Origin of the sequence: Lutibaculum baratangense AMV1 (assembly GCF_000496075.1) — a bacterium.
Taxonomy (GTDB): Bacteria; Pseudomonadota; Alphaproteobacteria; order Rhizobiales; family Tepidamorphaceae; genus Lutibaculum; species Lutibaculum baratangense.
Genome location: NZ_AWXZ01000014.1, coordinates 32169 through 58323 on the forward strand (window position 1 = coordinate 32169; position 26155 = coordinate 58323).

The window sequence follows — 26155 nt, forward strand, 5'->3', positions numbered from 1 at the left end:
TCATCACCCCAGCCATGACCTCGCGAATCCGTACCGCAGTGGTGGGCCTCGGCTATTTCGGCCGCTTCCACGCCAAGCATCATGCCCAGAATCCGGACTGCGATCTCGTGGCCGTCTGCGACGCCGACGCCGGGACGGCGAAACGGCTTGCGGAGGAGCACGGCTGCGAGGCGCTGACCGATCACCTCGCGTTGAAGGGGCGGGTCGACGCCGTCAGCATCGCCGTGCCGACCACCCATCATGCGCGCGTCGCCCGCGACCTGATGGATGCCGGCATCCACGTGCTCATCGAGAAGCCGGTGACGGAGACGGTCGCCGAGGCGGAGGAGCTGCTGGAGCTGGCCGCAGCCCGGGGCCTCGTGCTGCAGGTCGGGCACATAGAGAGTTTTTCCTCTGTCTTCAAGGTGTTACGCGAGCGTGTGAGAGCGCCGCTTTACCTGGAGGCGACGAGGGTGGGGCCTTGGCGCGGTGGGCGCGCCACCGACGTTTCGGTCGTCCTGGACCTGATGATCCACGATCTCGACCTCGTGATGTCGCTCGTCGACGCGCCGGTCGAGCGGGTCGAGGGGCTGGGCGCCCCTGTGCTGAGTGGGTCGGAAGACATGGCGCGGGCGCGTCTCACATTCGCGAACGGCGCGATCGCCGACGTGACGGCCTCCAGGGTGGCAGAGGCGGTCGATCGCCGCCTTCGCGTCTTCGAGGACGGGGTCCTCCACGAGTGCGACTTCGCCGCGCACGTGCTGACGCGGAAATCCGTCGGCAGCGAAGCTGAGGATCCGATCGCCGTCGAGCGAACTGAAATCCCGCGAGAGGATTCACTGGGGAACGAGATCGCCGAGTTCGTCGCTTGTGTGCGCGACGGCACGGCGCCGACAGTGGGCGGGCGCCGGGGGGCGGAAGCGCTGCGTGTGGCGCAGCTGGTTATGGAAGATGCGCGCGCCCGGCTCGGCCGGATGTCGGCGCAGGGCCGCAACTCGGCGGCGTGATGCAAGGAGACTTCAGACTTGGCTAGCTCAGTGTCGGCGGCTTCTGCCGTCTCGCCGGCGGTGCGTCCGCAATCGGTCCCCCTCTACGATCTCTCGCGCCAGCGCGAGCGGATGGCGGCCGGCATCGAGGCGCGGGTTTCGGCCGTGCTCAAGCATGGGCAGTTCATCCTGGGCCCCGAGGTCGCGGAACTCGAGGGACGGCTCGCGGAATATTGCGGCGCCAGCCACGCGATCGGCGTCTCGAGCGGTCGCGACGCGCTCACCATGGCTCTCATGGCGATGGGAGTGGGCGAAGGCGACGCCGTCTTCGTGCCTGGCTTCACCTTCTCGGCATCCGCCGCCTCCATCGCGCCGCTGGGCGCGGTCCCGGTCTTCGTGGACGTCGACGAGCGGTCGTTCAACCTCGACCCCGCGGCGTTCGAGGCGGCCATCGCCGAGGTGAACGCCGCCGGCCGGCTGAGGCCCGCGGCCGTGATGCCGGTGGACCTCTACGGTCGGCCCGCCGACTATCCGGCGATCTCCGCCATCGCGGCCCGGCACGGGGTCGCCGTGCTGGCAGATGCCGCACAGAGCTTCGGCGGCGCGCTCGGCAATCAGCAGGTCGGTGCGATGGCGCCCATCACGGCGACGAGCTTCTATCCGACGAAGCCGCTCGGCGCATACGGCGACGGTGGCGCCATCTTCACCCAGGACGATTCCCTCGCCGAAGCCGTGCTGCAGATTCGGACGCACGGGCGGCAGGGCTCGGGCGACGAGGCCCTGCGCATCGGCATGACTGGGCGGCTCGACACGATCCAGGCCGCGGTGCTTCTGGAGAAGCTCGATTCGTTCGCCTGGGAGATCGCGCGGCGACGCGAAATCGCGGCAGCCTATGACGAGGGTCTCCGCGATCTCGTCGAGACGCCGCTCATGGATGGCGCCAGCAGCGCCTGGGCCCTCTACACGATCCGCGTGCCGGAGCGGGATCGGGTCCGCGACGCGCTTCAGGCGGCCGGCGTCGGCTCCGGCCTGTTCTACCGGGTGCCGCTGCACAGGCATCCCGCCTTCGTGAACTGGGTGCCCGAGGGGCTCTCGCTGCCGGTCTCCGAGAGGCTGGCGGACGAGGTGCTGAGCCTGCCGATCCATGCGGATCTCAACGAGGACGAGGTGGCCTACGTCATCGAGCAGGTGAGGGCGGCGGTCGCATGACGTCCGCCGGCGTCACCGCCCGACACCTAGAGGCCGCCGACAGGGCGGTCTGGGACGGGCTGTGGCAAGGCTATCTCGACTTCTACGAGGTGGAGCTCCCGCCGGGCGTCAGCGACCGCACCTGGGAGCGCCTCCTCCATCCACAGTTCGACATGCACGGGCTGCTCGCGCACGACGGCGAGGGCCGGGCGATCGGCCTGTGCAACTATCTCTTCCATCCCTCGACATGGTCGCTGCAGCCCTACTGCTATCTGGAAGACCTCTATGTCGCGGAGGGCGCGCGCGGCCGGGGTGGCGGCCGGGCGCTGATCGAGATGGTGTATGCTGCGGCCGACGCCCGAGGGTGTGAACGGGTGTACTGGGTGACCCACGACACCAACACCGCAGCCCGTAGCCTCTACGACAAGGTCGGCCGTCTCAGACCCTTCGTCCAGTACGCCCGATAGCCGCTCGCGGCTCTTGGCGGACGTCGCTCGCGCGCGAAAGTGACCGCAGGGTGGCGGCAATTTTTCTTCTCCGCGCCTACGCTTTCTTTACCACGAGGGCTGCTTCATCGCGGCCGGTCGAGAGTAGTGAGAAAGCCATATGCCCCGGTCGCACCGCGCGCGCCGCCTAACGCAAGCGATTGCCGCCACTGTCCTTTTTGCGGTACTGACATCCTGTGCCGGCTTCGAGCCGAGGGTGCTCACCCCGAAGGACTATCCCGTGCACGGGATCGATGTCGCCCGCTACCAGGGCGACATCGACTGGAAGGTCGCCGCCCGTTCCGGAGTGGCCTTCGCCTGGATCAAGGCGACCGAAGGGGGCGATCACCTCGACAAGAAGTTCTACGACAACTGGTATGGCGCCAAGGAAGCCGGCGTGCCGCGCGGCGCCTACCATTTCTACTATTTCTGCCGGACGCCGGAGGAGCAGGCCGCCTGGTTCATCGCGAACGTTCCTTACGATCCCGACGCGTTGCCGATGGTGCTCGACATGGAGTGGAACAACCACTCCAAGACCTGCACGCGAATCCCCAAGCCCGACGTCGTCCGCAAGGAGATGGTGACCTTCCTCGAGATCATGGAGGGCTACTACGGCAAGCGGCCCGTGATCTACACCGACTACAACTTCCACACGGACAACCTCGAGGGCGTCTTCAACGGTCACCATTTCTGGCTCCGGAGCATCCCCAGGCACCCGAGCGAGCGCTTTCCCGGGCGGCGCTGGACCTTCTGGCAGTACACCGCCCAGGGCAACGTCGACGGCATCAAGGGGCATGTCGACCGCAACACCTTCGTTGGATCCTGGGAGGACTGGAAGAAATTCCTGAAGGGCGACTTCTGACCCGGTTATTGGGGCGCTTCGCCTTCCGGGTTATGCTTAGGCCCGAGTTCGTCAGCCGTCAGGGGAGCCGTGCCGGTGCGCGATAGCGGAGCCACGCACGAAGTCGCGAACCAGTCGCCGGAGCTCGTCGACTTCGACCCTTACGCCGCCGACGAGGCGCTGCGGACGGCCGTTCAGGTCCACGGCGCATCGTGGGCGGAAGAGAGGCTCACCGCCCTCGGCCGGTGGGCGGGAAGCCGTCACGCCCGCAGGCTCTCCGAACGGGCGAACCGATATCCGCCCGTTCTCCACACGCATGACGCGCGGGGCCACCGGATCGACGAGGTGGAGTTCCATCCCGCCTATCACGAGCTCCTCGGCACCGCGATCTCGCACCGGCTCGCCGACCTGCCCTATGTCGAGCGCCGGCCCGGAGCACATGTGGCGCGCTGCGCCCTCAACCACCTCTTCCACAACGCCGACATCGGCGTCCTCTGTCCCGTCACCATGACGTTCGCCGCCGTGCCGGCCCTTCGTCGGGAGCAGGTGCTGGCCGCTGAATGGGAGCCCCGTCTGACGTCGGGGCGCTACGATCCGGGCTTCGTGCCGGCCGCCGGCAAGGCCGGCTCCACCTGCGGCATGGCGATGACGGAGAAGCAGGGTGGGTCGGACGTCCGCGCCAGCACGACGGTGGCCGAACCCCTCGGAGACGGGGCGTACAACCTGACGGGGCACAAGTGGTTCTGCTCGGCACCGATGTCCGACGCGTTCCTGACGCTCGCGCAGACCGGGGCGGGCCCGACCTGTTTTTTCGTCCCGCGCTTCACTCCCGACGGCGACCAGAATGCCGTGCTGATCCAGCGGTTGAAGGACAAGCTCGGCAACCGCTCGAACGCGTCGTCGGAGATCGAGTATCGCGGAACCTATGCGAGGATCGTCGGCGCCGAGGGCGACGGTGTCCGGACGATCCTCGAAATGGTGCACCATACGCGGCTCGACACGGCGGTCTCCGCTGCCGCGATCATGCGGCGGGCGACGCTTCTCGCCGTTCACCACGCGAGCCACCGCACAGCATTCCAGAAGAGGTTGGTCGATCATCCCGCGATGCGTCGCACGCTCGCCGATCTCGCGCTCGAATGCGAGGGAGCGACCGCGCTCGCGATGCGGGTCGCACATGCGTTCGATCGTGCCGCCGACGAAGAGCAGCAGGCCTTCGCCCGAGCGGCGGTCGCCATCGCGAAGTTCGCCCTCTGCAAGCGGTGTCCGATGCTCGTCGCGGAGGCGCTTGAGGTTCACGGTGGCAACGGCTACGTGGAGGCCGGCCCGATGGCCGCTCTCTATCGCGAGGCGCCGTTGAACGGCATCTGGGAGGGGACCGGCAACGTCATGGCGCTCGACGTCCTGCGGGCCTTCCGCCGCGATGAGCGCGCGCTCCATGCGGTCGTCTCGGAGCTGCGGCGCGCCGAGGGAGCGGATGCACGGGTCGATGCGCATGCCGGCAGGCTCGTCGACAGGCTGAGCGGTGGGCTGGAGGAGGCCGACGCCCGGCGCACGGCACTGGATGTCGCGACGGCGCTGCAGGCTTCGCTCCTCCTGCGTCACCGCCCGTCGGCGGTAGCCGAGGGGTTCGTGACGTCGAGGCTGTCGACGGGAACCGGCGCCGCATTCGGACTCCTGCCTCCGGACATCGACGAGGGCGAGATCCTGTCGCGGGCGCTGCCGCAGACCTGACGCGTTTTCGGGCCATGCTTCCACTGCTTGCGAACGAACGCCTCTTCCATCTCGGCCGTTGACCACTTCAAATGCGCGCGGAGGCCGCGCGGGCACCGACGCCCGTGTCCGGACGACTGCGGCAGAGGAGGCTCCACCTATGCAGACGATACACGCCAACGGTGCGGACATTCCGGCGATCGGTCTCGGCACATGGCAACTGACCGGCGAGCAGTGCGCCGACATCGTGCGGCAGGCGATCGAACTCGGCTATCGCCACATCGACACCGCTGCGGCGTACGGCAACGAGGTGGAGGTGGGAGAGGGCGTCCGCCGCTCCGGCATCTCCCGAGACGAGGTCTTCGTGACGACCAAGGTGTGGCACGATAACCTGGCTCCCGATCTCCTGGTGGAATCGGTCGAGGGGAGCCTCGAGCGACTCGATCTGGGCCATATCGACCTCCTCCTCATTCATTGGCCCTCGCGGACCGTCCCGCTGGAAGAGACGCTTGCGGCGATGTCGCAGGTGCGGGAAACCGGATGCGCGAAGCACATCGGCGTCTCGAATTTCCCATCCGGCCTGCTGCGCCGGGCAGTCGGCCTGACGGACACGCCACTGGTCGCGAACCAGATCGAGTACCATCCATACATCGACCAGACGAAGCCGTTGGCGGCGGCGCGCGAAAGCGACGTGGCGACCATCGCCTACACACCGATCGGCCGCGGCAAGGTGTTCGAGGATCCGGTCATCCGGGAGATCGCCGAGAGGCACGGCAAGACGCCCTCGCAGGTCACGTTGCGATGGCTTGTCCAGCAGGACCGGGTGGGCGCCATCCCCCGAACCTCCAAGATCGAGCGGCTCCACGAGAACATCGACATCTTCGATTTCGACCTGAGCCGCGAAGAGATGGACCGCATCCACAGCCTGGCCCGGCCCGACGGGCGCATGGTCGACCCGGAGTGGGCACCGGACTGGGACTGAGCGGGACCGAAGGAGGGTGTTAACCACCTCGGGCGAAATCGTCGGGGGGCAGGGCGCGGCCCGCCGCGTGGTTCAGATCCTGTTACCTCGCCACCGTGGATTCTCCCGTTTCCGAAACGAGCTGGGGAGCGAGTGGTGGGACCGCGTGGCGTGCTCTTGACGATACTGGCAGCGGGTATATTGACTTCATCGGTCATTCAACTGGGGCAACGCTGGAGCCGGAGCGACGAGATCGTCCGAACCGAGCCGGTTCAGCACGCGAACGCCCCGCATCAGACCGGAGGGCCGGAGACCGTCCGCCGGTAGCTTCCGCGGCCACACTCTCGGTCTGCGGTCACGGCACCCAGGGAGCGGCTGCGTGTCTCACGCACTCAACAGGACGTTTGCCCTCGCGCTTGCCGCCGTGGTTCTGGCGGGGCCGGGCCGAGCGCAGGACGACGCGACGACCGGCGCGAACGCGGAACTGACGGACCGGCAGAAGGTCGAGCAGTGTATGAGAGCGGTGACGAACGCAGGCTCGGATCCGCGCGCTTGCGTCGGCGTCGTGGCCGACCCCTGTCTGGATGCCCTCGGCGAGGGCGACAAGTCCCAGGCTGCCGCGTGCATGGATCGGGAGACGGCGATCTGGGCCGAGAACCTCGAAAGCTCGGTGAAGGAACTGAGCCGCGTTCTAGGGCGGCAGGCGCCAGAGGCGTTGCAGGAGGTTCAGGAAGCATGGCTCGTCTATCGTGACCGCCGGTGCGGCTTCGGCTCGACGCTCTACAGCGACGAGGAGTTCGTGGGCATCTGGCGGGCGACATGCCTGCTGGAGGAGACGGGTCGACGCGCGGTGGAGGTCGGGACGATCCTGAAGGAAGCAAGGAGCAGGGGCGGCTGACGGCATGTTCTATGTCGTCTCCAAGATCGCGTGGCTTCTCCTTGCGCCGAGCAACGTGGTGTGCCTCCTGCTCGTTCTGGGCGCGGTCCTCCTGTTCACTCGCTTCTATCGCTGGGGCCGGGGCTTCGTCGCCGTCGGCGCTCTCCTCCTCCTGACGTTCGGGTTCACGCCGCTCGGCCACCTCCTCATCCTTCCCCTCGAGGAGCGGTTTCCGCCGCCGGCCTCGGATGCACCGGCTCCCGACGGGATCATCGTGCTCGGTGGCTCTTTCGACACCGGCGTGACCGCCGCCCGCGGCCAGGTGGCCCTCAACGAGGCCGGCGAGCGCCTGACCGCGTTCGCAGCCCTGGCGAGCCGCTATCCGGAGTCGCGACTGGTCTTCTCCGGCGGCTCGACAGCCATGCTTCTCGAGCATGCCAACGAGGCGGAGACGGCCCGCCTTCTCCTCGAGTCGATGGGGCTTGGAGAGGGGCGGCTCCTCCTCGAGGATCGCTCCCGGAACACCGCTCAGAACGCGCAATACTCCGCCGAGCTCGTTCAGGCCTCGACGGGAGAGCGCTGGCTTCTGGTGACATCGGCGTGGCACATGCCCCGTGCGGTGGGCGCTTTCAGGACCGCGGGGCTCGAAGTCGCAGCGTATCCTGTGGATTACCGCACGCGCGGTTGGGGGGACCTGGCGCGACCGTTCGAGGCGGTTTCGGAGGGGCTCAAGCGCATGGACATCGCGACGCGGGAGTGGATCGGCCTCGTCGCGTATCGGCTGACCGGGAAGACACCGTCTCTTCTTCCCGCAGTTGCGAAGTAGGCCCCTCGGGGAGCCCCTTGCGCCATTGTTTAAGGAAGTGTAACGCAATGCGCATCGCGCCGGCGGAATGCGCGATATCCTGAGTTTTCAACATCTCCGATGAGGCATTCTTGATGCACCGAGACGCTGAGCCGTCTTACCTGCGCGTCACGTTCTGGGCGCTGGCTTTCCTGGTCGGCACCCTCCTCGTGACCGCGTTGTTCGGCGGGTTCGAGCCCATCGCGATCGCAGCGCGATAGAGCCTGAAGGGAGTGTTTCTGAACGGCGCGGCCGGGGCGGCCGCGCCGTTTGTCGTTCAAGGGGCGGCGGTCGACGGCGGAGGGCACGAGCCGAACGCGGCTTGAGCCCTGTTCCGTGACAGGCTATGTGACGCGGCAATGATCAGGACAGGCCTGTACTCCGGCAGCTTCGACCCCATCACGCTCGGGCATCTCGACGTGATCAGGCGCGGCGCGCGCCTCGTCGACCGGCTCGTGGTGGCGATCGGTGTCCATCACGGCAAGGCGCCGCTCTTCTCCGCGGAGGAGCGCCAGTCGATGATCGAGCGGGAGGCGGGTGCCGTCGTGCGCGAGGCGGGATGCGACCTCGAGGTCGTGACCTTCGATGACCTCGTGATCGATGCGGCCCGCCGCGCGGGCGCGAACTTCATTCTTCGCGGGATTCGCGATGCGACGGATCTCGACTACGAGATGCGGATGTGCGGGATGAATGCCGCCGTGGCGCCGGACGTCCAGACCGTTTTCCTCCCCGCCTCCGCCGAAGTCCGCCATATCGCCGCGAGCCTTGCCCGGCAGGTTGCGGCGATGGGCGGCGATGTCGGCCATTTCGTGCCCCCACGTGTCGCCGAGGCGCTGGTCACACGCTCCCGCAGCGCTAGCTGACCCGCGGACCGGACAAACCAATAGGAGAGACCTGATGAAAGCGCTGCTGGCTTTGGGAATGCTCGCCGTCGCGACGATGCCGTATGACGCGCACGCGCAGGGGGCGAACGATCCGGAGAACACGCTGCTGATGCAGCTCGAGAGCGGCACGGTCACCATCCAGCTTCGCCCCGACCTCGCGCCCAACCACGCGGAGCGCCTGAAGGAGCTGACGCGCGACGGCTTCTACGACGGCGTCGTGTTCCATCGGGTGATCGACGGCTTCATGGCCCAGACCGGCGACCCGACCGGCACCGGCATGGGCGGTTCAGACCTGCCCGACCTCGAGGCCGAATTCTCCGACGCGCCGTTCGAGCGCGGCACGGTGGGCATGGCCCGGTCGCAGAGCCCGAACAGCGCGAACAGCCAGTTCTTCGTCATGTTCGACAGCGCCCAGCACCTGAACGGCCAGTACACCGTGGTCGGTGAGGTCATCGACGGCATGGAGCATATCGATGCGATCAAAAAGGGTGGAGGCGCCAACGGGATGGTGCAGGATCCTGACAAGATCGTTGAGATGACGGTCGAAGCCGAAGCGAACAACTGAAGACACAAGAAACCACAGGAGCCGGATATGGCCGACACCGACAACACGCTGGTGATGGAGACGACGAAGGGGCGGGTCGTGATCGAAATGCGACCCGATCTCGCACCGAACCACGTGGCCCGGATCCGCGAGCTCGTCTCGCAGGGCTTCTACGACGGCATCGTCTTCCACCGCGTCATCGATGGCTTCATGGCGCAGACCGGTTGCCCGCAGGGCACCGGGACCGGCGGCTCGGGCACGAAGCTGAAGGCCGAGTTCTCCAAGGAGCCGCATGTGCGCGGCACCTGCTCGATGGCGCGGGCGGCGAACCCGGATTCCGGCGACAGCCAGTTCTTCATCTGCTTCGACCGCGCCCCGTGGCTGGACGGCCAGTACACCGTCTGGGGCAAGGTGGTCGAGGGCATGGAGGCTGTCGATCAGCTGAAGCGCGGCGAGCCCGTCCAGAACCCCGACAAGATCGAGAAGATGACCGTTCAGGCGGCGACCTGACGGCGGACGGGCGATGCGCGTCGATCTCTTCGACTTCGAGCTTCCCGAGGAGCTCATCGCGCTCCGCCCTGCCGAGCCGCGAGGCGCCTCGAGGCTTCTCGTGGTGCGGCCGGGCGCCACGCCCGAGACGGAGGATCGCGCCTTCGCCGATCTGCCGAAGCTCCTCGTTTCGGGAGACGTGCTCGTCTTCAACGACACGCGCGTGATCCCCGCGAGGCTCTTCGGCAGGCGGACGGGCCGCGGCGAGACGGAGCCGCGCATCGAGGTGACGCTGCACAAGCGGGCCGGCGAAGACGGCTGGCACGCCTTCGCCCGGCCCGCGAGGAAGCTCGAGCTGGGCGACTGCGTCGACTTTGGCGACGGCAACGGCGCCTGCCTGCTCGGTGCCCTTGCCGCCACCGTCGAGGCCAAGGGCGAGGGCGGCGAGATCCTGCTGCGCTTCGAGCTCTCGGGCGCGGCGCTCGACGAGGTTATCGAGGCGGTGGGAGAGATCCCGCTGCCGCCCTACATCGCGTCGCGCCGGCCAGCCGACATGCGGGACCGGCAGGACTACCAGACGGTCTACGCGCGCGAGGCCGGCGCCGTCGCCGCGCCGACGGCGGGTCTCCACTTCACCCCCGAGGTGATGGGCGAGCTTTCCTCCCGCGGCATCGGCAGCGAGACGCTGACACTTCACGTCGGGGCCGGCACGTTCCTGCCGGTGAAGGCCGACGACACGGCCGATCACCGCATGCACGCCGAGACCGGCCGGATCGACGCGGAGGTCGCGGCGCGGCTCAACGACGCGCGTGCCCGCGGCGGCCGTATCGTTGCCGTCGGAACGACCGCTCTCCGGCTCCTGGAATCGGCGGCGACGCCCGAGGGGCTCATCGAGCCCTTTGCCGGCGACACCGACATCTTCATCACGCCCGGCTACCGCTTTCGTGGCGCGGACCTGCTCGTGACGAACTTCCACCTGCCGCGCTCGACGCTCTTCATGCTCGTTTCCGCCTTCAGCGGGCTGGAGACGATGCGCGGCGCCTACGCCCATGCCGTCGCGGCGCGGTACCGCTTCTACTCCTACGGCGATTCCTGCCTGCTATTCCCTTCGGAAGCCAGATGACCATCCAGTTCGGCTACGAGCTCCAGGCGCGCGACGGCAAGGCGCGGCGAGGTGTGGTGCACACGCCGCGCGGCGACATCCAGACGCCCGCGTTCATGCCTGTCGGCACGGCCGGCACCGTGAAGGGCCTCCTGCCGGAGCAGGTGAGGGCGACGGGTGCCGACATCATTCTCGGCAACACCTACCACCTGATGCTCAGGCCGGGCGCCGAGCGGGTGGCGAGGCTCGGCGGCCTGCACGCCTTCATGCGCTGGGACGGGCCGATCCTCACCGATTCCGGCGGCTTCCAGGTGATGTCGCTCGCGAGCCTGAGGAAGATCGACGAGCAGGGCGTCGTCTTCAAGTCGCATCTCGACGGCAGCGAACATGCGATGAGCCCGGAGCGGTCGGTCGAGATCCAGAGGCTCCTCGGCGCCGACATCACGATGCAGCTCGACGAGTGCATCCGCCTGCCGGCGCCTCACGCGGAGGCCGAGCGGGCGATGCAGTTGTCTCTGCGCTGGGCGGAGCGCTGCAAGGCGGCCTTCGACCCGGCCGGCGGGGGGCGCGCGCTGTTCGGCATCGTCCAGGGCGGCACGGAGCGGGATCTGCGCCTGCGTTCCGCCGAGGGCCTCGTCGGCATCGGCTTCGACGGCTACGCCGTCGGTGGCCTGGCGGTCGGGGAGCCGCAGGAGGTGATGATCCGTGTCCTGTCGGAGACGCTCGGCGCGCTGCCGGAGGACAGGCCGCGCTACCTCATGGGCGTCGGCACGCCGGAAGACATGCTGCTGTCGGTCGCCGAGGGGATCGACATGTTCGACTGCGTGATGCCGACGAGGGCAGGGCGGCACGGCCAGGCCTACACGCGGTTCGGCAGGCTGAACCTCAAGAACGCGAAGCACGCCGAGGACCTGCGTCCCCTCGACGAGGACAGCGACTGCCCTGCCATGCGCGACTACAGCCGCGCCTATCTGCACCACCTCGTCAGGTCGCAGGAGCTTCTCGGAGCCGTCCTCCTCAGCTGGGCCAACGTCCACTACTACCATTCGGTCATGCGCGACGCGCGACGCGCGATCGAGGAGGGCCTTTACGCGGACCACGTGGCGGCCACGAGGGAGGCCTGGGCCCGGGGCGACGAAAGCGCCGCCTGAAGGCCCGGTGGCGCCATCCGCGCTTGATTTCGGCGCCCCGCCCCCCTACCGTGCCGCCGACTCGTGGAGAGCCTGTAGCTCAGCTGGTAGAGCAACTGACTTTTAATCAGTAGGTCCAGGGTTCGAATCCCTGCGGGCTCACCAACCTCGGATGACCTCCCTCAAGGTGGGAGGCCGAGCGGTTGCTCAGCCGAGCAGCAGCGAGATGCCTGCCAGGCCGCCGACGGTGGCCGTCAGCAGGATCCCGCCGAACGAAAGCCAGCTCACCATGTGCGCGTTGACCGCCCGCCGGTATTCCCGGGGCGTGAGACCGTAACGTGCGTGCATGTTGACCCTCTCGGTTCGCAGATCGCCCCACCAGCCCTCCGAGACTCGGTCCATAGGGTTAACGAAAGGCTAATTCATGGCCACGACCGTTTCGCGTGCCGCGAAGCGCGAGCGCTCGGTCGACAGGCGGGACGGAGCTGGGGGGCGGGCCTCAGTCGAGAAGCCAGGCGAGGGAGCGCCGCAGATGTCTGCTGCCGTTCTCCCCGAACCAGTCGCCGTGCGCGAAGATGACGCGCTCGGGGTTCCACTCGATCATCCGGAGAGCCGCCGCGGCCGCTTCCTTTCGACGCCACAGCACGGCGGCGCGGAGATAGGCCGGCGCCCTCCCGTCCGGTGCGGTGGCCCCGACGAGCCGGGCGCCCAGCCGGGCGGGGAACGGGAGAAGAGCGGGGGGAACGTTGACGACGAGGTCCGTCAGCACGAGCGTGCGGGAGGGCCGGTGGAAGAACGCGATCTCGGCGAATCCTCCTGCTCCGCGCACGAGGACCTGGTCGAGGCACCCTGACCATTCGGCAGGGGGATGCTCCGCGAGGTCGCGGTCGATCCGCAGGGCGGACCGCCTGACGGGACGCCGGTCGCGCAAGCCTGGCGCGGCCCAGGTGTCGGCGGCGGGGTAATGCTCCTGCCACGCCTTCGCGTGCGTCCAGTGCGCGCTGTTCGGCAAGACGATGTGCCGCACGGGGCCCACGGCGCGGAGTTCCCCGGCGAGGCCCTCCACGTATCGTGTCGGAGAGTGGAGCAGGAGTTCGCCGTCCGGCAGGCGGATGACCGTCATCCGCACGGGAAGGGGAATCCCCATCGTCACATGCGGGCCACTGTCCACGATCCAGACGTCGTCCGTGACGGGCTTGAGCGTGTCGAGCGGTCGATAGACCTCCTGGAGACGCATATGCCGTCTCGTGCCTCGATGCCGCATCGGTACGGAAGGTTCGGTGCCGACCGCCGGTTCCCTGTTGTCAAAGCTCCTTCAGGCAGGCGGTGCGGCGAGCGCGCAGGTGGCAGCGGGGGAGACGATACGGGGAAGGAGGATCTGGGAATCCGAGCCGGCGGCGATGAGCGCCACGGCCTCCGCGACCGACCCGACGCCATAGAGCCGTTCGACTTCCGGCGAGTGGGTGACGATCCGGTGCTTCACCCGCGCCATCTCCCCCCTGGTGACGATCCGCGTCGCCGCGCCGAAGTGGATGACGGCGGCACGGAAGGCTGGAAGCGCGGTGCGGTCGGTGAGGGTCGCGAAGCAGGAGATCGCATCCCGCTCCAACCCGCTCTGCGCAAGCGCGCTGTTGAAGAGGGCCACCAGTTCCGAGGTGCCGACCTCCCGCCGCATCCCGAACCCTGCAGCCACGATCAACCTGTCCTCCGGCATGGGCGTCACCTCCGTCGTCCGTTGCGCGCGGCTCCGGATTGGAGAAGCCGGACCGTTCGGATTTGATCCGAAGATCGTTCTCCCGCCGGTCTCTGCGGCAGCCTGCCGCGCCACCGACGGCTCCTCACGAAAGTCGGAGAAACTCGCTTCAAAGGCCGCATTGCAGGCAAACGAAGGCTTTGCATGAGCTGTGTTCACTCCTCGGCCGTGTTCAATTGTTGCGTCCCCCTCCACGATGAAATTTAGAGAGTTTGCTGCGGATCGTCATGGAAACGTCGCGGTCACATTCTCGTTGCTCCTGATGCCGATCCTCGCGGCCATCGGGGTCGCACTGGATGTCGGTCGCGCTGGCTCCGCCCACAGCAAGCTGCAGAACGCGCTGGATGCTGCGGCGCTGGCAATGTCGGTCGACGCCCCCTGGCACAGCGGCCAGGGGCTGGAGCCCTACGCCAGGCAGATCCTCAAGGAGAACTTCGGTGCCGGACAGGGTGCCGAGATCACCTCCGTCAGCGTTGAACGCAGCAGCGAGGACCTCGTCCTCAAGGCCGAGGCTCATCTTCCCTCGACCTTCGCCGGGCTGATCGGAGTCGAGCGCATTCCTCTTTCGGCAACGACCAACACCGTCTGGGGCGGCAACCCGGTCGAGGTTGCGCTCGTGCTGGACAACACGGGCTCCATGGCTTCGAGTTCGAAGATGGCGACTCTGAAGGTCGCGGTCCACAACATGCTCGGCATTCTCGAGCAGGGGACGCTCGACCAGGAAGCCGTCGCCGTCGGCATCGTGCCGTTCGCCACGCAGGTCCGCATCGCCCGCACCTACGAGATTGCGCTCTGGCTGCGCAAGCTCGACGCATCGGCGTCCAAACCGTGGTGGTGGCCGAAGTCATGGCCCTGGACCGACTCCTGGGACGGCTGCGTTACCGACCGGGATCAGCCTTACGATGTCGACGACACGCTGCAGGCGAGCGAGACCACGAAGCACCCGGCGGCCAAATGCGCCGTGACGGGCCTTCAGGAACTCCTCCCCCTGACGGACGATTTCACCGCCCTTCGCGACAAGGTCGACGACATGCGCGCCGACGGCAACACGAACGTCACCATCGGGATCGCCTGGGGGATGGCGATGCTCAGCCATCATGCGCCCCTGGAGGAGGCCAGCGTGCCCGGCACGGTCCGCGGCATGAAGCAGGTGATGGTGGTGCTCACGGACGGCGAGAACGCGCAGAACCGCTTCACGAGCGACCGAACGTCGATCGACCGGCGGACCGAGCTCGCATGTCAGGCCGCGAAGGATGCGGGCATAGAGGTCTTCACGGTCCGGGTGGTGGAAGGCAACAGGAACCTCCTGCGCGACTGCGCCACGGATCCCGACCATTATTTCGACGTCGAGAACGTCGACGATCTCCTGCCCGTGTTCCAGACGATCAGCACCCGGATCTCGGAGCTGCGCATCGCCCGCTGATCCCCGCCGCGCGCGGTTTTGGTCCTTAACCCACCATCTCCTTGATCGCGCGCACGAGGCCCTCGCTCGTATAGGGCTTCCTGAGGACGGGCCGGTCCCTGTACTCGGCCACGATCGAGGTCTGCGGGTCGTAGCCGGTCGCCAGAACGAACGGCTTCGACCGCCGAGCGAGCGTGTCGGCGACGGCATAGGTCAACTCGCCGTCCAGGTTGACGTCGAGCAGGGCCACGTCGAACTCCGCGCTGGCAGCGAGCTCGGACGCCTGGGCCAATCGCGTTGCAGGTCCCACGACCAAACCGCCGGCGTCCTCGATGGCCATCTCGACTTCCATCAGGATCAGCGCCGAATCCTCGACGACGAGCACCCGGACGCCCTCGATGCTGGCTTCTTCGCTCTGCAGACCGGCTTCCGACATCGACGGCTCCAGCTCCCCCTTCTCGTTCGGCCGGATCACGTGAGAGGTTGGCACGACCATCCGACAATAGGCGCCACCCGGGCGGATATCATGCTCGACCGATCCGTCCAGGTCCATTGCGAGCGATCGCGCGATGAGCTTCTGACCGAATCCCCGTCGATTGACCTCCGAGGTCGGAGGGCCGCCGTGTTCGCTCCACTCCACCACGAGATCGCCGTTCACCTCGAAGGCCCAGGACACATGGACCCCGCCGGACTGACTACTCAGGCCGCCATACTTGACAGCGTTCGTGGCCAATTCGTGGACCGTGAGCGACAGGGCGAGTGCCGCTTTCGGCGTGAGCATGCACTCGGGGCCGTTCAGCAGGACATTGCTCCGCTCGGCGCGGCGATAGGCGGCAAGCTCCTCTTCCAGGAGGCGGCGCAGTTCGACGCTCTGCCAGCGGCTTTGGCTCAGGAGGCTGTGCGCGCGCGCCATGGCGGCAACCCGGCCGTCGATGGCCGACAGGAAGTCCGGCACCGTCCGGGCGTTTGCCGCCGACTGACGAATGATCGAGAGCACCACCGCGAGAATGTTCTTCGCCCGGTGGTCGATCTCGGCCGCGAGAAGCCGAAGCTGCTCCTCCGCCCGCTTGCGCTCAGTCACGTCGACCGCGACCCCGCTCAAGCCCTGCATCCGGCCCTCGTCGTCGAAGCGCGGCTCGAGAGTGAGGTCGAACACGCGCGCCCGGCCGGCCACGTGATGCACCACTTCGTCCCCCACGCTGCGGCGCGTGGCGACGGCCCGGCGGTAGAGCGACCGGTATCGCGCGGCATCGCCTCCGCCGATATCGGGAATAGCCGTGCCGATCAGGCTGTCGCGCGACAGCGGGGGCGGGGGATTGAAGCACCAGGTCAGGCGCAGGTCGCGATCGCACTCGAACACGAAGATCGGCGACCCCGACAGCGCGAGGCGGAAGCGGGATTCGCTTTCGCGGAGCTGGTGCGTCCTCTGCTCCACCACCTCCGCCATGCGGTTGAAGCTGCGGCCGAGCCGCTTGTGCTCGGGAGAGCTGCCGCGCATCTCGCCCGCCCGCGCGCCGAGATCGCCCTCCGCCATCGCCTCGGTCAGGCGGGTGAGGTGCAGGACCGGCAGGCGGATGGAGACGTTGCCGATCACGAGCGCGGCGACCCCCGCCGTCCCGAACACCAGCAGGACGGCGATCATGTTGCGCCAGAAGAGCCGCTCGGCGGCGCCGGTGATCGCATCCTCGGAGGTGGACACCACGGCGTAGAGGCCGGTTCCGCCGAGAACGGGTGCATAGGCATCGAACTGGCCGCCTGCGTCTTCGTCGCTGATCACGCTACCCGATCCGCCGGCGGCGATGGCGCCGCGGAGGGCCTCGCGGTCGACGGGGCGGCCGATGAGGGCGGGATCGGAGGGGACGCGGGCGACGCGCACGAGGTTCGCGTCGACCAGAAGCAACGCCTGGTTCTCCGGAGGCCGCCCTGCCGCCAGTTCCAGTCCGACCTTCAACACGTCGTAGGCAACGATCACCGCCCCCCTGACTTCATTCTCGGGGCCGATGATCGGGTATGCGAAGCTCAGTATCGGCTCCTGGGTCTGGCGGCCGAGAATGTAGCCGCTCGTCGTGAGCCGCCGCTCGCTCATGCTCCTCATCACGTAGTCGCGGTCGCTCAGATCGACGCTCTGCCCCCGGTTCAGCTGGTTGCAGAACACGCGCCCCGTCATGTCGACAGCCAGGAGCTGCGTCAGGGCGACGGAGTGGGCGGTGTAGGCGTCGATCGCGTCCTCGCAGCCCGTCGTGTCGAGGGCTTGCATCGGCGGCAGGCGGGAGAGGGTTGCCGCGAAAATTCGGACCCCGTCGACGAATGCGCCGAACTGCGCGGCGAGAAGCCGTGCCGATTGCTCCGCCGCGCTTCTCGATGCTTCCTCGCGAAGTCGGCGGCTCTCGATCTCGTCGGCAACCTGGAGACCGAAGATGGGCAGGGCGGCGATGAGGACGAGCAGGAGTATGCGGGCACCGAGGGATCCCCTTCCGCACCCGGGCCCGTCGATGAGCCTCCTCGTATCCCCCTGGTCGGGCGGAGGATCGCTATGTGTGGAAGGCGAGGCTATTTCCCAGTCCCCCTTCGGGCCGAATCGGAGCCGCTGCGCAACGTCTACCGCGCCGGTGCCCAATCCATCTACGTCTTATCGATCTCTCGCGACAAAGCGAGAGGGCGAGAATGCCCGTTATCCCCCTTGACGGGATGATGCCCGCGTGGTGATGCCACGCCATGAGCAGCACAAGCCCCATCGTGATCGCCCCGTCGATCCTCTCCGCCGACTTCGCGCGCCTCGGCGCCGAGGTCGAGGCCATCGTCGCAGCCGGCGCCGACTGGGTCCATGTCGACGTCATGGACGGTCATTTCGTCCCGAACATCACGATCGGGCCGCCGGTCGTGAAGGCGGTCCGCAAGGTCACCGACCGGCCTCTCGACGTGCATCTGATGATCGCCCCGGTCGACCCCTATCTCGAAGCGTTCGCGGAGGCGGGGGCCGACATCATAACGGTCCATCCCGAGGCCGGCCCGCATCTCGACCGGTCGCTCCGCACGATCCGGGCGCTCGGGAAGAGGGCGGGCGTGGCCCTCAATCCGGCAACCCCCCTGAGCTCGATCGAGCACGTCCTCGACGTCGTCGACCTCGTGCTCGTCATGACGGTCAATCCGGGCTTCGGCGGCCAGTCCTTCATCTCCTCGCAGGTGAAGAAGATCGCGGCGCTGAAGGAGATGATCGCGGACCGGCCGATCACCATCGAGGTCGACGGCGGCGTCGACCGCGAGACGGCGCGGGACGTCGCGGCCGCCGGCGCGACGGCGCTCGTCGCAGGCTCGGCCGTCTTCCGCGACGGTCCGGCGAACTACGCCGGGAACATCGACGCGATCCGCCGCAGCGCCGAGGCTGCCCGGTCATAGGCGAAGGGGGCGCCGCCGCCCGCAGCCCACCCTCTACGGCATCGGAAGCGGGCGTCCCTCGCGTGTCGTGACCGCGCAGTCGCGGCCGGAGAGGGTGATGAGCGCGCAGCGTGTTCCCGCGCTCTGGTCGTCGTCCAGGCTGCCCGCCATCAGCCAGAGCTGGCTCGTGTCGCGTTCATCCATCGCGATCAGCGGCGTGAGCCCCTTGAGCGCCTCGGGAACCCGGTTCTCAATCAGGCCCCAGACCTCGCGCGCCTCCTCGATCGAGCCCACGCCGTCGAGGTGCAGCGCGAAGGTCGCGCCGGCAGCTCCCTCACGAGCACGCACCGCCGCGGGAACGCCCGCCACTTCGCTGAGCATCACCGAAGGATCGGCGAGCTCGCGTGCCTGCGGCGCTTCTGCGGACGAGCCGCCCGCCGCCTCCGCGGGAATGGAACCCGTCACCGTGGCGGCGTCGCCCTCGCTCGCGAGGAGAGCGAGCCGGATGGCCAGTGCCTTCTTCTCCAGCGCGAGCAGCCGTGTCTCGTTGCGGAGACGGGCGATCTCCTCCGACGTGGCGTCCTCGGACGGCGCGGCGCCGACGTCGGCGATCTGCGCGCGGGGAGGGCGGGGCGACAGGATCTCGGCCATGCGCTCGCGGCCCGTCGGGTCCGTCGCGGCCACGATGGCGGATGCCGCAGCGGTTGTGGCCGCCACCAACCAGGCGAAGCCGGCCACCCAGCCATGCCGCCGCCTTGTCGGCCGCCTAACCATTTCCTCGGAGTCTCTTTGACCGCCCACCGTCACCACCGCTAAGAATCGCGCGCCGAACTTTGCACGATTCTTTTCTTCGCCAAGGTTAACAACCTATTCCGTCAGCGTCTCAGCCGACTGCCTCCCCCGGAGCGGGAACCATGACCGCGTCACCCACCGTTCTCATCCTCGCTGCCGGGGAGGGGACACGAATGAAGTCCCGACTGCCGAAGGTCCTGCACCCGATCGCGGGGCTATCGATGCTGGGGCACGTCGCCGCCACCGTGGAGGCGGCCGTCGCCGGTGCCGCCACCGGCCTCGTCATCGGCCCGCACATGGAAGGCGTCACCGCCGGTGCCGCACGGAGCTTCGTCCAGAAGGACCGCCTCGGCACGGCCCACGCGGTGCTGCAGGCCCGTCCCCTTCTCGAGGCGGCTGAAGGGCCGATCCTCGTCCTCTACGGCGATACGCCGTTGATCCGGCCGGAGACGCTGCGTCGACTCGTGTCCGCCGTCACCCAAGGGCCCGCGATCGCCGTTCTGGGGTTCCGGGCAGCCGATCCGACAGGGTACGGCCGCCTCCTGACGAGAGATGGACAGCTGACCGCGATCCGCGAGGAGCGTGACGCGACCGACGAGGAGCGCCGGATCGACCTCTGCAACTCCGGGGTGATGGCCTTCGCGCCCGGCAAGGCCCTCGGGCTGCTCGACCGCATTCGCAACGACAACGCGAAGGGCGAGTTCTACCTCACGGACGCGGTGGCGCTGGCGGTCGCCGACGGAGAGAGTGCCGCGATCATCGAATGCGGCGAGGACGAGGTGCTCGGGGTCAACACCCGCGCGCAACTGGCGGAGGCCGAGGCGGAGTTCCAGGCGAGGGCGCGGCGGGCCGCCATGGAGGAGGGGGCGACACTCGTCGCGCCCGACACCGTCTTCTTCTCCCACGACACGAAGCTCGGGCGGGATGTCGTGGTCGAGCCCAACGTCGTCTTCGCCCCTGGTGTCGTCGTGGAGGACGGAGCGACCATTCGCGCCTTCTCCCACTTGGAGGGAGCCCACGTCTCCTCCGGCGCGACGGTCGGACCCTACGCGCGGCTCAGGCCGGGGGCGAGGATCGGCGAGAGCGTGCACATCGGCAACTTCGTGGAGATCAAGGCCGCGACCATCGAGCGCGGGGCGAAGGTGAACCATCTGAGCTATGTCGGGGATGCCCGGGTCGGTGAGGGCGCCAATGTCGGTGCGGGCACGATCACCTGCAACTACGACGGCTTTTCCAAGCACGTCACCGATATCGGCGCGGGGGCGTTCATCGGGTCGAACAGCGCGCTCGTCGCGCCTGTCAAGATCGGAGATGGCGCCTATGTCGGCTCCGGCAGCGTGATCACCGAGGACGTCGCCACCGACGCGCTCGCCATCGGGCGGGGCAGGCAGGTGGCGAAGGCGGGCCGCGCCCGCGAGCTGCGCGAGGCGCTCGGAAAGAAGAAGGGCGGATAGCCTGCGCCCTCGATGCGGTCGTGCGACACTAGTGATGTTGCGCAGTCGGCAATCAATCGTGATTCGCCTTCCGCTTGCTTCGCCAGGCGCCGGCGGTAGAGCTTCCCCCCCGTACCTGGCGGTGCGGACCGAAATCCTGAAGGAGCATGGGGCATGTGCGGCATTGTAGGGATACTCGGCAAGAATGCCGCGGCGCCTGGACTCGTCGAAGCCCTGCGGCGGCTCGAGTATCGCGGATATGACTCTGCGGGCATCGCCACCGCGGAGAACGGCACCATCCGTCGCCTGAGAGCCGAAGGCAAGCTGCACAACCTGGCCGACAAGCTCGCCGGCGACATGCCGGAGGGCAAGACCGGCATCGGCCACACGCGCTGGGCCACGCATGGCGCTCCCACGGAGCGCAACGCCCATCCGCACATGGCCGGCCGGGTCGCGCTGGTGCATAACGGGATCATCGAGAACTTCGCGGAACTCAAGCGCGAGCTCTCGTCCGTGGGGGCGGTCTTCGAGACCGATACCGACACGGAGGTGGTGGCGCATCTCCTGGCGCGGGAGCTCGATGCCGGCAAGTCACCGAAGGACGCGATGCAGTCGGCGCTCGGGCGGCTCCACGGGGCGTTCTCGCTCGCTGTCCTGATCGCCGGCGAAGAGGATCTCCTGCTCGCGGCGAGGCGCGGCAGCCCCCTTGCGATCGGCCATGGGGACGGTGAGATGTTCCTGGGATCGGATGCGCTGGCACTCTCCCCCTTCACGAGCCGTGTGACGTATCTGGAGGACGGTGATTGGGCGGTGCTGACGCGGGCGGGCGCGCGGATATTCGACGCAACCGGCGAGGCGGTCGAGCGGCCCGTGAAGCAGGCGGCGATCAGCTATTCGATGATCGACCGCGGCAACTACCGGCATTTCATGTCGAAGGAGATCCACGAGCAGCCTGAGGTCGTGTCGCACACGCTCGCCCGGTACCTCGACATGTCGACCGGTCGCGTCACGCTCCCGGAAGGCTTCGTCGAGCAGCTGGGGCGCGTCCAGCGTCTCTCCATCGCCGCCTGCGGTACGGCCTACCTGGCCGGCCTCGTCGGCAAGTACTGGATGGAGAGATACGCGAGGCTTCCCGTCGACGTCGACATCGCCTCGGAGTTTCGCTACCGCGAGCCCATCCTGGGGCCCGGCGGGCTCTCGCTGTTCATCTCGCAGTCCGGGGAAACCGCCGATACGCTCTCGAGCCTGCGCTACTGCCGGGAGGCGGAGCAGACGGTCGCCTCGATCGTGAACGTCGAGGATTCCACCATCGCGCGGGAATCCGATCTCATCCTGCCGACCCTGGCGGGACCCGAGATCGGCGTCGCCTCGACGAAGGCCTTCACCTGCCAGCTGTCGGTTCTCGCCGCCATCACGATCGCCGCCGGCCGGGTGCGGGGCGTCCTCGGAGAGGAGGACGAAGCGAAGCTCGTGCGCGCGCTGATCGAAGTGCCGCGCCTGATGACGCAGACATTGCGGCTGGAGGAGCAGATCGAAGGGATCGCGAGGGAGCTCTCCCGGGCGAAGGATGCGCTTTATCTCGGCCGGGGCATGAACTACCCGATCGCGCTCGAGGGCGCGCTGAAGCTCAAGGAGATCTCCTACATCCACGCCGAGGGATACGCGGCGGGCGAGCTGAAGCACGGGCCGATCGCGCTCGTCGACGAGAATATGCCGATCGTGGTGATAGCGCCGTCCGACATGATGTTCGAGAAGACCGTCTCGAACATGCAGGAGGTTGCGGCGCGTGGCGGACGGATCGTGCTCCTGACCGATGCCGAAGGAGCGCACGCGACCGGGGAACAGCCTTTCGCACGAGTGATCCTGCCGCGGATGTATCAGTTCGTGCAGCCGCTCATCTATGCCCTGCCGATGCAGTTGCTCGCCTATCATGCCGCCGTTTCCATCGGCACGGATGTCGATCAGCCGCGGAACCTCGCCAAATCGGTCACCGTGGAGTGATATCTCCTCTCCGTGGCCCGGCGACATGATATAAAAGGCATGGTGCTGCGTGCTGCAGCGCGGCAGTGCGGGTAGGACATGAACGAGACGCAGGCGGACCCTTCAGGCGACCCCGAGCACGGCCACGGTCCGCGACGCCACCCGCTGATGGCGCGGCTGAGGAACTACCTGCTGACGGGCATCGTCATCGCCGCCCCGTTGTCGATCACCCTCTACATCACGTGGACGCTCGTCCGATGGGTCGACGACTGGGTGAAGCCGTGGATCCCCTGGCGGTACAATCCCGACAACTATCTGCCGTTTCCGGTCCCGGGCTTCGGCCTGATCGTCGCGATCGCCGCGCTCATCTTCCTCGGCGCGGCGACGGCGAACCTGTTCGGGCGGACGATCGTGGGCTGGGGCGAGTCCATGCTCGACCGCATGCCGCTCGTGCGCAGCATCTATCGCGGGCTGAAGCAGATCTTCGAGACTGCGCTTTCGCAGTCGAACAACACGTTCCAGAAGGTCGGGCTGATCGAGTATCCCCGGAAGGGCATCTGGTCGATCGTGTTCGTCTCCACGGATGCGCGGGGCGAGGTCGCGGCGAAGGCCGGGAAGGAGCCGGGCGAGCCGCTCTACAGCATCTTCCTGCCGACCACGCCTAATCCGACGTCCGGCTTTCTCCTGTTCGTGCCGAAGGAGGACGTGATCCTGCTCGACATGACGATAGAGGAGGGGGCGAAGGCCGTCATCTCGGCGGGCCTCGTCGTCCCCGAACACCAGGCCAAGGCGTTGCCGCCCCGGCCGCTCTGGCCACAGAAGCGGCAGCAAGAGCCCGACAAGACACCGGAAACGGTCTAAGCGGCCGTCGCCCGCTCAGCCTGCGCCGAGAAGCGCCATGGCGCTGTCGCGCCGGAAGAGCTGCAGCAGGATGCGCACCGCCTGGCCGCGAGCGGTCTCCAGGCTCGGGTCCTGATCGAGAAGAAGCCGCGCATCCTGGCGGGCCTCCTCCACCAGGTCGAGATGGCTTTCGAGGCGAGCCACGCGGAACTCCGGGGTCCCGCTCTGGCGCGTGCCGAGGACCTCGCCGCCGCCGCGCAGCTTGAGGTCCTCCTCCGCGATCCGGAACCCGTCGTCGGTTTCGCGCATCGTCTGCAGGCGCGACCTTGCGTTCTCGGAGAGCTGGGCGCCGTAGAGAAGCAGGCACGCCGAGGCGCTCGTGCCGCGGCCGACACGCCCGCGGAGCTGGTGGAGCTGCGCGAGGCCGAAGCGCTCCGCGTTCTCGATCACGATGACGCTCGCCTCCGGCACGTCAACGCCCACTTCGATCACCGTCGTCGCGACCAGGATGGCCGTCCGACCCTCGACGAAGGCCTGCATGGCCGCGTCCTTGTCGGCACCCGAAAGCTGACCGTGGACGAGGCCGACCTGGCCGGGAAACGCCTTGTCGAGCGAGGCGAAGCGCTCCCCCACTGACACGACGTCCACCGTCTCGGAGTCCTCCACGAGGGGGCAGACCCAATAGACGCGGTTGCCCTGCGAGATCGTGCGGCCCAGAGCCGCGATTACTTCCGGCAGCCGCTCCTGTGACACGAGGCGTGTCTCGATCGCCTGGCGGCCCGGCGGCTTCTCCGCGATCCGGGTCACGTCCATATCGCCGTAGTGCGTCAGAAGAAGCGTGCGCGGGATCGGCGTTGCGGTCATCACCAGCATGTCGACCGCTCGCCCCTTCGCGGCGAGCGACAGGCGCTGGTGGACGCCGAATCGATGCTGCTCGTCGATCACGGCGAGCCCGAGATCCCTGAACCCCACATGCTGCTCGAACAGGGCATGCGTGCCGACGAGGATGTCGAGATAGCCCTCGGCCGCCGCAACGAGGATCTGGTCGCGTGCCCGGCCCTTCTCGCGACCCGTCAGGAGGCCGATCCTGAGCCCCGATCCGGCCGCGAGCTTCCCGAGGGTGGCGTGATGCTGGCGCGCGAGGATCTCCGTCGGCGCCATGAGCGCGCACTGCGCGCCCGTTTCGATCACCCGCGCCATCGCCAGCAGGCCGATCACCGTCTTGCCGCTGCCGACGTCGCCCTGGAGCAGGCGAAGCATGCGCTCGGGCGCGGCGAGGTCGGCCTCCACCTCCGTGAGCGCGGCCTGCTGCGCCGCCGTGAGCTCGAACGGCAGTCCCGCCAGGATCGAGCGGACGATCCGCCCGTCGCCCTTGCGCGCCATGCCCGCGACCTTGCGAAGCCGGCTGCGGGTCAGCGACAGGGCCACCTGGCCGGCCAGGATCTCGTCATAGGCGAGACGCGCGAGAGCAGGGCTTTCCGGTTCGAGGTCCTCCGCCCGCTGTGGCAGGTGCAGGGCGGTGAGCGCCGCGGAGAAACTGCGCCAGTGATGCTGGCGCAGGACGTCCGAGCGCTGCCATTCGGGAAGGGCCGGAACACGGTCGACGGCAGCGCGCACCGACTTCGACACGCCGCGCAGGGTGAGCCCGGCCGTCAGCGGGTAGACCGGCTCGACCTCCGGTAGCCTCTCCGCCTCGTCCTCCGCGACGATATGATCGGGATGGACGATCTGAAGCATGCCGTCATACATCTCGACCTTGCCGCTGACCCACACGCTCTTGCCCAGCGGCAGGACACCTGCGACCCAGCGCGGCTGGGCGTTGAAGAAGACGATCGTCATGCTGCCGCTCTCGTCCGACACGACGACCCGGTAGGGCGCGCGCGATCGGCCGGGCGGCGGTGCCCGGTGCTCCTCGACCGTGACGAGCATCGTCGCGAGGTCGCCCGCCAGTGCGTCGCGCACCTTCGGCCGGTGGCGCCGGTCGATCAGGCCCGTCGGCAGGTGGAAGAGGAGATCGACCACCGCTGGCATGTCGCCGTCTCCCTCGGGCAGGAGCCGGCGAAAGAGAGCGGCGATCTTCGGCCCGACGCCGGGCAGGGAGGTGATGGGCGCGAAGAGGGGATTGAGGGCAGGGGGGCGCATGATCAGGCGACTATTCCGCGGTCGCGGCCGCGGATGCAACTCCGGAACTGCCTCCCGCGTCTGGCGGGCGGCGGTCGCCGGAGCTATATGCAGGCCCTGCGACATCTTTCAGCCGGAACGATCTCTCTCATGCCTTCGACGGACGACCTCGACCTCGTGCGCCGCCGCCTGCTCTACCGCTGCTGGCATCGCGGCACGCGCGAGATGGACCTCCTGCTCGGCCGCTATGCCGAAGTGTATATCGCCGGCATGGACGAGGCGCAGCTCGGCGACCTCGAGACCCTAATGGAGGTCGACGAGAAGGAGCTGTTCGCCTGGCTGACCGAGACGAAGCCCATGCCGGACGGCGCGGAAGGGGAGCTTGTTCGCAGCATCCGCCGCTTCCATGCCGAGCATCCGGTGGCGCAGGACTGACGAC

At 68.0% G+C, this 26155-nt stretch carries 26 protein-coding genes and 1 tRNA gene; 21 read left to right on the top strand and 6 right to left on the bottom strand.

From position 1 onward, the window contains the following. Positions 1-14: 14 nt before the first annotated feature. The 15 genes from N177_RS03860 (at position 15) to N177_RS03925 (ending at position 12185) form a co-directional block, all read left to right on the top strand. Entirely contained in the window at positions 15-986 is a 972-nt protein-coding gene (locus N177_RS03860; RefSeq protein WP_040485105.1) for a Gfo/Idh/MocA family protein, read from the top strand. An 18-nt stretch (positions 987-1004) separates the two neighbouring features. After that, positions 1005-2174 (top strand): DegT/DnrJ/EryC1/StrS family aminotransferase, encoded by a 1170-nt coding sequence (locus tag N177_RS03865; RefSeq protein ID WP_152527826.1) that lies wholly within the window; start codon positions 1005-1007, stop codon positions 2172-2174. Further along, positions 2171-2620: a GNAT family N-acetyltransferase gene (locus tag N177_RS03870; protein ID WP_023430925.1), complete on the top strand. Its 450-nt coding sequence runs from the start codon at positions 2171-2173 to the stop codon at positions 2618-2620. Before N177_RS03865 ends, N177_RS03870 begins: the two co-directional genes overlap by 4 nt. A gap of 235 nt (positions 2621-2855) precedes the next feature. Continuing rightward, entirely contained in the window at positions 2856-3500 is a 645-nt protein-coding gene (locus N177_RS03875; protein ID WP_244444229.1) for a glycoside hydrolase family 25 protein, read from the top strand. A 75-nt stretch (positions 3501-3575) separates the two neighbouring features. Beyond that, entirely contained in the window at positions 3576-5210 is a 1635-nt protein-coding gene (locus N177_RS03880) for an acyl-CoA dehydrogenase family protein (RefSeq protein ID WP_023430927.1), read from the top strand. Between the two features lie 139 nt (positions 5211-5349). Beyond that, a complete protein-coding gene (locus N177_RS03885) occupies positions 5350-6171 on the top strand; it encodes an aldo/keto reductase (RefSeq protein ID WP_023430928.1) in 822 nt (273 codons plus the stop codon). Positions 6172-6529: 358 nt separating this feature from the next. Beyond that, positions 6530-7048, top strand: coding sequence for a lysozyme inhibitor LprI family protein (locus N177_RS03890; protein ID WP_023430929.1), 519 nt, complete (start codon positions 6530-6532; stop codon positions 7046-7048). 4 nt (positions 7049-7052) lie between these two features. After that, complete coding sequence (locus tag N177_RS03895) at positions 7053-7853, top strand: YdcF family protein (protein WP_023430930.1); 801 nt, start codon at positions 7053-7055, stop codon at positions 7851-7853. A 113-nt stretch (positions 7854-7966) separates the two neighbouring features. Next, positions 7967-8092: a hypothetical protein gene (locus N177_RS22225; protein WP_023430931.1), complete on the top strand. Its 126-nt coding sequence runs from the start codon at positions 7967-7969 to the stop codon at positions 8090-8092. Between the two features lie 138 nt (positions 8093-8230). Continuing rightward, entirely contained in the window at positions 8231-8734 is a 504-nt protein-coding gene (coaD, locus tag N177_RS03900; protein WP_023430932.1) for a pantetheine-phosphate adenylyltransferase, read from the top strand. 34 nt (positions 8735-8768) lie between these two features. Beyond that, positions 8769-9320: a peptidylprolyl isomerase gene (locus N177_RS03905; protein ID WP_023430933.1), complete on the top strand. Its 552-nt coding sequence runs from the start codon at positions 8769-8771 to the stop codon at positions 9318-9320. Positions 9321-9347: 27 nt separating this feature from the next. Further along, positions 9348-9809, top strand: a complete 462-nt coding sequence (locus N177_RS03910) for a peptidylprolyl isomerase (protein ID WP_023430934.1) — start codon at positions 9348-9350, stop codon at positions 9807-9809. A 13-nt stretch (positions 9810-9822) separates the two neighbouring features. Continuing rightward, positions 9823-10911: a tRNA preQ1(34) S-adenosylmethionine ribosyltransferase-isomerase QueA gene (gene queA, locus N177_RS03915; RefSeq protein ID WP_023430935.1), complete on the top strand. Its 1089-nt coding sequence runs from the start codon at positions 9823-9825 to the stop codon at positions 10909-10911. Next, positions 10908-12041, top strand: a complete 1134-nt coding sequence (tgt, locus tag N177_RS03920; RefSeq protein ID WP_023430936.1) for a tRNA guanosine(34) transglycosylase Tgt — start codon at positions 10908-10910, stop codon at positions 12039-12041. The genes queA and tgt overlap by 4 nt, the downstream gene beginning before the upstream one ends. Before the next feature lie 68 nt (positions 12042-12109). Then, positions 12110-12185: transfer RNA gene (locus N177_RS03925), tRNA-Lys, on the top strand. A 42-nt stretch (positions 12186-12227) separates the two neighbouring features. Here the strand turns inward: N177_RS03925 and N177_RS21560 are convergent. The 3 genes from N177_RS21560 to N177_RS03940 form a co-directional block, all read right to left on the bottom strand. Continuing rightward, complete coding sequence (locus N177_RS21560) at positions 12228-12368, bottom strand: hypothetical protein (protein WP_023430937.1); 141 nt, start codon at positions 12366-12368, stop codon at positions 12228-12230. A 151-nt stretch (positions 12369-12519) separates the two neighbouring features. Further along, positions 12520-13257 carry a DUF4336 domain-containing protein gene (locus N177_RS03935; RefSeq protein WP_023430938.1) on the bottom strand — a complete coding sequence of 246 codons (738 nt, stop codon included), beginning with the start codon at positions 13255-13257 and terminating at the stop codon, positions 12520-12522. Between the two features lie 78 nt (positions 13258-13335). Further along, entirely contained in the window at positions 13336-13734 is a 399-nt protein-coding gene (locus N177_RS03940; protein ID WP_040485108.1) for a cobalamin biosynthesis protein, read from the bottom strand. A 235-nt stretch (positions 13735-13969) separates the two neighbouring features. Between N177_RS03940 and N177_RS03945 the strand changes: the two genes are divergently transcribed. After that, complete coding sequence (locus N177_RS03945; RefSeq protein ID WP_081718351.1) at positions 13970-15196, top strand: vWA domain-containing protein; 1227 nt, start codon at positions 13970-13972, stop codon at positions 15194-15196. 25 nt (positions 15197-15221) lie between these two features. Here N177_RS03945 and N177_RS20450 read toward each other — a convergent pair whose 3' ends face one another. Then, the gene (locus N177_RS20450) at positions 15222-17432 is read right to left on the bottom strand and encodes an HWE histidine kinase domain-containing protein (RefSeq protein WP_152527827.1); all 2211 of its coding nucleotides are present in this window, start codon (positions 17430-17432) and stop codon (positions 15222-15224) included. Between the two features lie 458 nt (positions 17433-17890). On the opposite strand from N177_RS20450, the gene rpe reads away from it, so the two are divergent. Next, positions 17891-18571 (top strand): ribulose-phosphate 3-epimerase, encoded by a 681-nt coding sequence (rpe, locus tag N177_RS03955; RefSeq protein WP_023430942.1) that lies wholly within the window; start codon positions 17891-17893, stop codon positions 18569-18571. A gap of 33 nt (positions 18572-18604) precedes the next feature. On the opposite strand, the gene N177_RS03960 is transcribed toward rpe, so the two are convergent. Further along, positions 18605-19324, bottom strand: a complete 720-nt coding sequence (locus tag N177_RS03960; protein ID WP_152527828.1) for a hypothetical protein — start codon at positions 19322-19324, stop codon at positions 18605-18607. A gap of 140 nt (positions 19325-19464) precedes the next feature. Between N177_RS03960 and glmU the strand changes: the two genes are divergently transcribed. The 3 genes from glmU to N177_RS03975 all read left to right on the top strand — a co-directional run bounded on the left by glmU (position 19465) and on the right by N177_RS03975 (position 23616). Then, positions 19465-20796 carry a bifunctional UDP-N-acetylglucosamine diphosphorylase/glucosamine-1-phosphate N-acetyltransferase GlmU gene (glmU, locus tag N177_RS03965; protein ID WP_040485110.1) on the top strand — a complete coding sequence of 444 codons (1332 nt, stop codon included), beginning with the start codon at positions 19465-19467 and terminating at the stop codon, positions 20794-20796. A 153-nt stretch (positions 20797-20949) separates the two neighbouring features. Next, positions 20950-22776: a glutamine--fructose-6-phosphate transaminase (isomerizing) gene (gene glmS, locus N177_RS03970; protein WP_023430945.1), complete on the top strand. Its 1827-nt coding sequence runs from the start codon at positions 20950-20952 to the stop codon at positions 22774-22776. Between the two features lie 147 nt (positions 22777-22923). Further along, positions 22924-23616: a DUF502 domain-containing protein gene (locus tag N177_RS03975; protein WP_040485111.1), complete on the top strand. Its 693-nt coding sequence runs from the start codon at positions 22924-22926 to the stop codon at positions 23614-23616. Positions 23617-23631: 15 nt separating this feature from the next. On the opposite strand, the gene recG is transcribed toward N177_RS03975, so the two are convergent. Further along, entirely contained in the window at positions 23632-25737 is a 2106-nt protein-coding gene (recG, locus tag N177_RS03980) for an ATP-dependent DNA helicase RecG (protein ID WP_023430947.1), read from the bottom strand. A gap of 129 nt (positions 25738-25866) precedes the next feature. On the opposite strand from recG, the gene N177_RS03985 reads away from it, so the two are divergent. Further along, positions 25867-26151, top strand: a complete 285-nt coding sequence (locus N177_RS03985) for a succinate dehydrogenase assembly factor 2 (protein WP_040485112.1) — start codon at positions 25867-25869, stop codon at positions 26149-26151. The last annotated feature ends 4 nt before the right edge of the window (positions 26152-26155 follow it).